The 7779-nt window shown below is 58.1% G+C and carries 9 protein-coding genes; 8 read left to right on the forward strand and 1 reads right to left on the reverse strand.

The annotated features are described in order from the left end of the window. Nucleotides 1-7 precede the first annotated feature (7 nt). The 6 genes from lpxD to VHE58_10665 are packed head-to-tail and all read left to right on the forward strand — an operon-like array spanning nt 8 to nt 4487. On the forward strand, nt 8-1060 hold the full coding sequence (lpxD, locus tag VHE58_10640; protein ID HVS27727.1) for a UDP-3-O-(3-hydroxymyristoyl)glucosamine N-acyltransferase: 1053 nt from the start codon (nt 8-10) through the stop codon (nt 1058-1060). A 5-nt stretch (nt 1061-1065) separates the two neighbouring features. Continuing rightward, a complete protein-coding gene (gene fabZ / locus VHE58_10645; protein ID HVS27728.1) occupies nt 1066-1500 on the forward strand; it encodes a 3-hydroxyacyl-ACP dehydratase FabZ in 435 nt (144 codons plus the stop codon). Beyond that, on the forward strand, nt 1500-2279 hold the full coding sequence (lpxA, locus tag VHE58_10650; GenBank protein ID HVS27729.1) for an acyl-ACP--UDP-N-acetylglucosamine O-acyltransferase: 780 nt from the start codon (nt 1500-1502) through the stop codon (nt 2277-2279). Before fabZ ends, lpxA begins: the two co-directional genes overlap by 1 nt. 4 nt (nt 2280-2283) lie before the next feature. Then, nucleotides 2284-3483 carry a lipid-A-disaccharide synthase gene (gene lpxB / locus VHE58_10655; protein HVS27730.1) on the forward strand — a complete coding sequence of 400 codons (1200 nt, stop codon included), beginning with the start codon at nt 2284-2286 and terminating at the stop codon, nt 3481-3483. Then, entirely contained in the window at nt 3452-4030 is a 579-nt protein-coding gene (gene rnhB, locus VHE58_10660; GenBank protein ID HVS27731.1) for a ribonuclease HII, read from the forward strand. Before lpxB ends, rnhB begins: the two co-directional genes overlap by 32 nt. A 1-nt stretch (nt 4031) precedes the next feature. After that, the gene (locus VHE58_10665; GenBank protein ID HVS27732.1) at nt 4032-4487 is read left to right on the forward strand and encodes a CopD family protein; all 456 of its coding nucleotides are present in this window, start codon (nt 4032-4034) and stop codon (nt 4485-4487) included. On the opposite strand, the gene senB is transcribed toward VHE58_10665, so the two are convergent. Next, the gene (gene senB / locus VHE58_10670; protein ID HVS27733.1) at nt 4484-5431 is read right to left on the reverse strand and encodes a selenoneine biosynthesis selenosugar synthase SenB; all 948 of its coding nucleotides are present in this window, start codon (nt 5429-5431) and stop codon (nt 4484-4486) included. The genes VHE58_10665 and senB overlap by 4 nt on opposite strands. Nucleotides 5432-5534: 103 nt before the next feature. On the opposite strand from senB, the gene senA reads away from it, so the two are divergent. Beyond that, the gene (gene senA / locus VHE58_10675; protein ID HVS27734.1) at nt 5535-6839 is read left to right on the forward strand and encodes a selenoneine synthase SenA; all 1305 of its coding nucleotides are present in this window, start codon (nt 5535-5537) and stop codon (nt 6837-6839) included. Nucleotides 6840-6846: 7 nt separating this feature from the next. Further along, complete coding sequence (locus VHE58_10680; GenBank protein ID HVS27735.1) at nt 6847-7704, forward strand: RNA methyltransferase; 858 nt, start codon at nt 6847-6849, stop codon at nt 7702-7704. Nucleotides 7705-7779 lie beyond the last annotated feature (75 nt).

Below are 7779 nucleotides of genomic sequence, written 5' to 3' on the forward strand. Positions count from 1 at the left end.
CCGATTGATGCCTTCCGGCAAAGACAGGGGTTTAAGCCTCGGCAGCATCGTCGAACACCTCGGCGGCGCGCTCATTGGCGACAAGAACATTATCATCAACCAGGTGGCGCCGCTCGACTCGGCCGGACCTGGCCATCTTTCGTTTTTGTCGCAAAGCAAATACATCGCTCAACTGAAAAAAACCCGCGCGGGCGCAGTGATTATCGGGCGCGATGCCCGCAATCTCACCAAGCTTCCACGCATCGTTTGTGACGATCCCTACGCTTATTTCGCCAAGGTCTCCGCGCTGCTCAACCCCGCCAAAACGCCCGTCGCCGGAATCCATCCCAGCGCAGTCATTGCCAAAAGCGCCCAAGTTCCGGCTTCGGTGACCATAGGCGCCCACGCCTGCATCGGGGAAAATGTCGTACTGGGTGAGCGGGTGGTGGTGGGCGAAGCTTGCGTGGTGGGCGAAGGCGTAACCCTGGGCGGGGAAAGTTTTCTCCATCCGCGGGTGGTGATTTATCACGACTGCGTAATCGGCGAGAAGGTCGTTTTGCATTCCGGCACGGTGATCGGCGCCGACGGTTTTGGCATGGCCATGGAGGAAGGGCGCTGGTTGAAAATCCCGCAAATCGGCCGGGTAGTCATCGGCGACGACGTGGAAATCGGCGCCAATACCACTATCGATCGCGGCGCCATGGGCGACACGGTGATTGAAGAAGGCGTGCGCCTTGATAATCTGATCCAGATTGGGCATAACGTGAGAATCGGCGCGCACACCGCGATTGCTGCCTGCGTCGGCATTGCCGGCAGCACAAAAATCGGCCGCTACTGTAAAATTGGGGGCGCGGCGATGATAGGCGGACATTTGCAGATTGCCGACCACGTGACGATTTCCGGAGCCACGGCAATCGCCAAGCCCATCACCAAACCGGGCATTTACACCTCGCTTTATCCGTTCGAGGCGCATGCCGAGTGGCGGAAGAACGCCGCGCATCTGCGCCATTTGCATGAACTCGCCGGAAAAGTGCGCGAGCTCGAGAAAAAACTCAAGAAACAGAAGGGGAAAACCAAGTGAGCAGCATGGATATCGACGAAATCATGCAATACCTGCCGCACCGCTACCCGTTCCTGCTGGTGGACCGGGTACTTTCCCTGGAGCCCGGAAAAAGCATCGTCGCCCTGAAAAATGTCACCATCAACGAGCCGTTTTTCGCCGGCCATTTCCCGCACCAGCCGATCATGCCGGGCGTGCTGATACTCGAGGCGCTGGCGCAGACCTCGGCCATCCTGTCTTTCAAAAGCGAGGGATTCAAGGTTGACCGCAAGTCGGTGTATTACTTCGTCGGCATTGATAGCGCCCGCTTCAAGAAACCGGTGTCGGTGGGCGATCAGCTGCTGCTGCACGCCACGCTGCTGCGTCACATCAAGGGGTTCTGGAAGTTTACCGCCCATGCCAAGGTCGGTGACGAGATCGTCGCCGAAGCCAAGCTGATATGCGCAGTGCGCTCGATGTAATGGAACCTGTGATCCACCCGACTGCCATTATTCACCCTGGCGCTAAGCTGGCTCCGGATGTCGAGGTCGGGGCCTACACCCTTATTGGTGACGAGGTCGAAATCGGCCCAGGTAACTGGATTGGCCCGCATGCGGTGATTCAAGGGCCGACCCGAATCGGTGCCAATAACCGCATTTTCCAGTTCGTCTCTCTGGGCGAGATGCCACAGGACAAGAAATACGGTGGAGAAAACACTCGGCTGGAAATCGGCAATGGCAACACCATCCGCGAGTTCTGCACCTTCAACCGTGGCACGGTGCAGGACGTGGGTGTGACGCGCCTGGGAGACGACAACTGGATCATGGCCTACGTGCACCTTGCCCACGACTGCCAGATCGGCAGTCACACCATTTTCGCCAACAACGTGCATCTTGCTGGCCATATCCACGTCGGCGACTATGCGGTGCTGGGCGGATTTATCGGCATTCACCAGTTTTGCCACATCGGCGCGCACAGCATGCTCGGCGCGGGCAGCATCGTAAGGCAGGATGTTCCGCCCTTTGTGACGGCAGCGGGCAATACGGCAAAACCTCGCGGCATTAATTCAGAAGGGCTGAAGCGCCGCGGTTTCACCGACGAGGTCATTACTCGCATCAAACGCGCCTACAAGATGCTTTACAAATCGGGCTTGAGCCTGGAAGACGCGACGCAATCGATTGCCGCGGAAATGGCGGAATGCCCCGAGCTGCGTCCCTTGGTTGAGTTTCTTGAGAAAAGCCAGCGCGGGGTCATCCGCTAGCGTTATGCAACCAGCGCCCGTTTTACCGACTCTCGCCGTTGTCGCCACCGAAGCTTCGGGCGACCAGCTTGGCGCCCATCTGATCGGGGTGTTGAAATCTTTTCTGCCGCAGGCGCAATTCATAGGCATCGGCGGGCCGAAAATGCAGGCCGCCGGTCTGCAATCGTTGTTCCCGCTGGAAAAGCTCGCCGTGCACGGCTACGTCGAGGTGCTACGGCGGCTGCCGGAAATTCTCTGGATACGCAGCAAGCTGCGCAGCCATCTGCTGAAAATCCGTCCGCATTTGTTCATCGGCATCGATTCGCCGGATTTCAATCTAGGGCTGGAGCAGGCGCTTAAACAACACGGCATTCCCACCATTCATTATGTCAGCCCCTCAATTTGGGCCTGGCGCGGCGAACGCATCCGCAAGATCAGGCGGGCGGTGTCGCACCTACTGGCTCTGTTCCCTTTCGAGCCGCCGCTTTATGAAAAGGCGGGCGTGCCCGTCACCTACGTCGGGCACCCCCTGGCTACATTGCTTCCGCTGACCCCCAACCGCGCAGCGGCAAGAGAGCAGATGCGCCTCTCCCCAAGCATCAAGGTCGTTGCGCTGCTGCCGGGCAGCCGGCAGAACGAGCTTAAGTACATGGCCGATACCTTCATCGCTACCGCGCGACTGATCACGCAAGCGCTTCCCCATTCGCATTTTTTAGTGCCGCTGCTGAGCCGGGAGACGCGTGAGCAATTTGAAAACACCTTGTACCGCAATAATGCGCAAGATTTGCCGCTCACCATTTTGTTTGGCCATGCGCACAATGCGCTTATGGTCGCTGATGCCGCGCTGGTGGCCTCCGGCACGGCCACGCTGGAAGCGCTGCTGCTCAAGTGCCCGATGGTGATTACCTACAAGGCCAATGATCTGAGCTTTCGCCACGTCAAGGGCAAGTATTACCTGCCTTATGCGGGGCTTCCCAACATCCTGGCCGGTGAATTCGTGGTGCCGGAAATCCTGCAGGGCGATGCGACTCCCGAAAACCTGTCTCAGGCCTTGCTTAATCTGCTCTCCGACCAGACGGTGACCGACCGCTTGCGCAATAAATTTCACGCCATTCATGCCGAGTTGAAGCAAAATACCGCGGAACGCATTGCGGCGGCGGTCCTGCCGTATCTTGAGAGCCAGGGAGTAAAAGTTGAGCCAGCAGCTGATTTGCGGAGTGGATGAAGCGGGGCGCGGGCCCTTGGCCGGCCCCGTATTCGCGGCTTGCGTAATGCTGGATCCGCGAAAACCGATAACCGGGCTCGCCGATTCCAAGCGACTCACTGCAATCAAACGCCAAGCGCTGGCGGAGCAAATCAAATCTCAGGCGCGCGCCTGGGCCGTCGCTTACGCCACCGTGGAAGAAATCGACCGCCTGAACATCCTGCAGGCGAGCCTGCTGGCGATGAAACGCGCGGTGGAAATGCTTGCCATCGAGCCTGCCAAAGTTCTGGTGGATGGCCTGTACTGCCCGCAAGTGAAATTCCCGGCCCGTGCTATAGTCAAGGGCGACGCTAAAGTTCCGGAAATCATGGCGGCATCCATCCTGGCCAAGACCGCACGGGATGCGGAAATGCGGCTGCTACACCAGCGCTTTCCGCAATACGGTTTCGACAAGCACAAAGGTTATCCAACCACGCAGCACTTGCAAGCGCTCAAGCAGCACGGCGTGACGGTTATCCATCGCCGCAGCTACGCGCCGGTCAAAGCCTTGTTTCGTAATGGATTATGATATGTCAATTCTATTAAAGTTTTTCCACGTTCTGGGAGCGGTGGTCTGGGTCGGCGGAATGTTTTTCGCGTATATGGCCTTGCGCCCCGCAGCGGGAGAAGCCCTCGAACCTCCGCAGCGGCTCAAGCTTTGGAGCGGCACCTTGCGCCGCTTTTTCAACTGGGTTTGGTTCGCCGTCGTGCTGTTATTGGCAAGCGGGTTTTACCTGACCTACCAATTGGGCGGCTTTAACGCACCAGCCTATGTTTATTTCATGATGGCCATCGGCATCGTCATGATGCTGATTTTCGCCCACGTGTTTTTCGCGCCGTTCAAGCGCCTTAAGCGGGGAGTGGAGTCACAGGACTGGAAAGCCGCGGGCGCCGCGCTCAATCAAATACGCATTCTGGTTGCAGTGAATTTGTTCCTGGGTCTCATCGTCATCGCTACGGCAACCTTGGGAAAGGCGGGCCTTTAATTCAATTCGGCGAGAAGCCGTTTCAGGCTGTTTTTCTCGGTTTTTTCCTGAATCAAGGGCAGGCGCTTTTTACATTGCCGGTTCAGCAGCCTGCGAAAAGCAGAGTCGCTCTCCACCCGCTGCAGCAGCAGCGCCAGCCGGCATTCGTCTTCCAGCGGATAATAACCGGAATAATCGGCCCCCAGCATGCCGATGTTTCCGCGAATCGATGAAGCGATAATCGGTACCCGTGCCATCAGCGCTTCGGAAATCACGTTGGCGCCGCCCTCCATTCTTGAACTTATGACCATGGCCCGGCTGCGCGCAAGGCGCCGGCGCACCTGCCGACGAGGAATCTCGCCCAGCCATTGGTAGCGCGGTTCGCGCGCCATCCATCGCTGCGCTTCTTTTTCCATTTCGTCAGACATGGCCCGCCCCATATGGCAGACGCGGATGTGGGAAGAGGGCGGCAGGTGTTTCAGAGCCATGACGCAGCGGAAAGGGTCTTTTTCCTCGCGCAAATGACCGATGACGCATATCTCAAAACAGTTTTTAAGAGGCGGCGTGGGGTTGACTGGCCTGGCGGACTGATAAATCACCCGCGTTTTCCGGCGCAATTCCGGCGGCAGCTCCTGCAACCCCATTTCCTGCAGCACAATGATGCGGCCGGCCAGCTGCAGCGATTCCCGGGCTGAAGCATCGGTTTTGATATCGCGGTAGAGATCGGTGCCGGTCAGGCAGAGAATAAGCGGCTGGTCCGGCTGTAAAACGGAAAATTTTTTTATCGATTCGAAGCTCTTGCGCGCATGCAGTGCGATCATGGCATCGGCGCGCCCGCCATCCCAGCCAGCTTGAACTCTTGCACGATGACCCAGCTCTCTCAACCAACGCGCCCAGCGTTGAGCGGTATTGCGGTTCCCTCCGAGAGTGGACGCCGCTGCGGGGGTGATGATGGCGATGTTCATGAGCGGCTAAAGTTGCGATAATAAAGGGAACCTCTGATTAAGCCCTACACGTGCGCGGGAGTTAATCAGAGGTTCCTAACTATATCAGAAGGCATAATATCCAATGAATGCGCGCCTATCGCCGCACCCGGCAGACCTGGAAAAACATTTGCAGGATGCGAGAGAGCGCACCCTGGCTCTGTTAAGTGATTTCGAGGGCAGCCAATGGCTGGGCCCCAGGCTGGCTATCGTCAACCCGCCGCTGTGGGAATTGGGCCATCTCGGCTGGTTCCAGGAGCGCTGGTGCCTGCGCTATAACGCCTCTTCCTCTTTGTTGCCATCGATTCTGCCCCATGCGGATGAGTTATACGATTCGGCCGTTGTGGCCCACGACACCCGCTGGGATTTGCCCTTGCCCAACCTCGACCGGATACTGGCTTATCTCGACCGGGTTTTGCAGCGCGTGCTGGAGAAACTGCAGCGCGGCGAAAAACATCTCGATTATTTTTCCCGGCTCGCCTTGTTTCATGAAGATATGCACGGCGAAGCGTTTTATTACACGCGCCAGACTCTCGCTTATTCCCGGCCGCCATTCGCTCTCACACCCAAACCAGAGAATCCTTCCCGCAGTTTAAATCAAGACGCCGCCATTCCGGGAGGAAAGATGGTGCTGGGCGCAACAGCCGATGACGGCTTCGTTTTCGATAATGAAAAATGGGCGCATGAGGTGGAAATCAAGCCATTCAAGATTTCCCGCAGCGCGGTCAGCAACCGCGAATTTGCCGGCTTTGTCGAAGATGGAGGTTATCAACGCCGCGCATTATGGTCGGAACAGGGCTGGCGTTGGCGGCGGGAGGCGCAGGCCGCGACGCCGGTGTATTGGATAAAAGAAAGCGGACAGTGGATGCTGCGCCATTTTGACGAATTCATGCCTTTGCCGCCCGACGCTGCAGTCATTCATGTCAATTGGTTTGAAGCCGAAGCTTACTGCCGCTGGGCCGGGCGGCGCCTGCCCACGGAGCCCGAATGGGAGATGGCGGCGGCCACCGAATCCGGCAATACCGAAATCAAGCGACGCTATCCCTGGGGCAACGCACCGCCCGCCAAGGAACATGCCAATCTTGATGGTTTTGTTTCCGGCCCTTGCTCGGTAAGCAGCTTTTCTCCAGGCGACAGCGGCTGGGGCTGCCGGCAGATGTTTGGCAACGTTTGGGAATGGACTCAGGATTGGTTCCTCCCTTATCCGGGATTTGCAATCGACCCCTACCAGGAATATTCGCAACCGTGGTTCGGCGACCACAAGGTTCTGCGCGGCGGCTGTTTCGCCACGCGCGCGAGGCTGTTGCGCAACACCTGGCGCAACTTCTACACGCCGGACCGGCGCGATGTATTCGCCGGGTTTCGCACCTGCGCGCTCGAGTCCGGTTAACCTCGCGGTGAAGCACATCACTTCGCCAGAAAACGCGCTTTATAAATCGCTGTTAAAACTGGCGCGCTCGTCCCGGGAAAGAAGGAAAACGCGCCAGGCGCTTCTCGACGGCACGCATCTGGTGGGCGCTTATTGTGCGTCCATTGGCGCGCCGCAAACCCTGATCTTGAGCGCCACCGGCCTTGAGCATGAGGAAACCCAGAGCCTGCTGCGGCAAATGCCTGAACTCAAGCCCGTGGTGCTGGCCGACTCTTTGTTCAAGCAGATTTCTCCCGTCACCACACCAACGGGAATCTTAGCCATCATCGAAGTTCTTGAGCGCGTCGTCAAACCGCAGGACACCCGTTTTTGCGTGTTGCTGGAGGAACTGCAGGATGCCGGCAATCTCGGCTCTATTTTGCGTTCCGCCGCCGCGGCGGGCGCGGACGCCGCCTTTCTCTCAAAAAATTGCGCCTTCGCCTGGTCGCCCAAAACCTTGCGCGCGGCGATGGGGGCGCATTTTCAACTGCGCCTCGCCGAGAATGCCGACCTGGTTGAAGTCGCGAAAAAATTTAGAGGCAAGCTAGTTGCAGCCAAGCCTCACGCAAAGAAGTCTTTATACGAGGTCGATTTGCGCGGGCCGGTCGCCTTTATCATCGGCAACGAGGGAGCGGGTCTATCGGAGCCCTTGTTGAATCTGGCGCACCATCGGGTAAACATTTTCATGCCGGGAAAAATCGAATCGCTTAATGCGGCTGCCGCTGCAGCGGTTTGCCTGTTTGAAAAAGTCCGGCAAGAGCAAGTTAACAGGGTGTTGAAGAACTCTCCGGGAGCCGCGTTTGACACGAAAAATGCTCAGATGCAAGGCGCGCGACGAAGGTCGTAGCCCGGACTACGATGCCGAGGAGGGCCCGTGTAGCGTCTGCACCTGCGAAGCTGTGCAGCGGAGCGGGCCAGCGCT

The sequence above is a fragment of the Burkholderiales bacterium genome (assembly GCA_035543335.1).
Taxonomy (GTDB): domain Bacteria; phylum Pseudomonadota; class Gammaproteobacteria; order Burkholderiales; family JAHFRG01; genus JAHFRG01.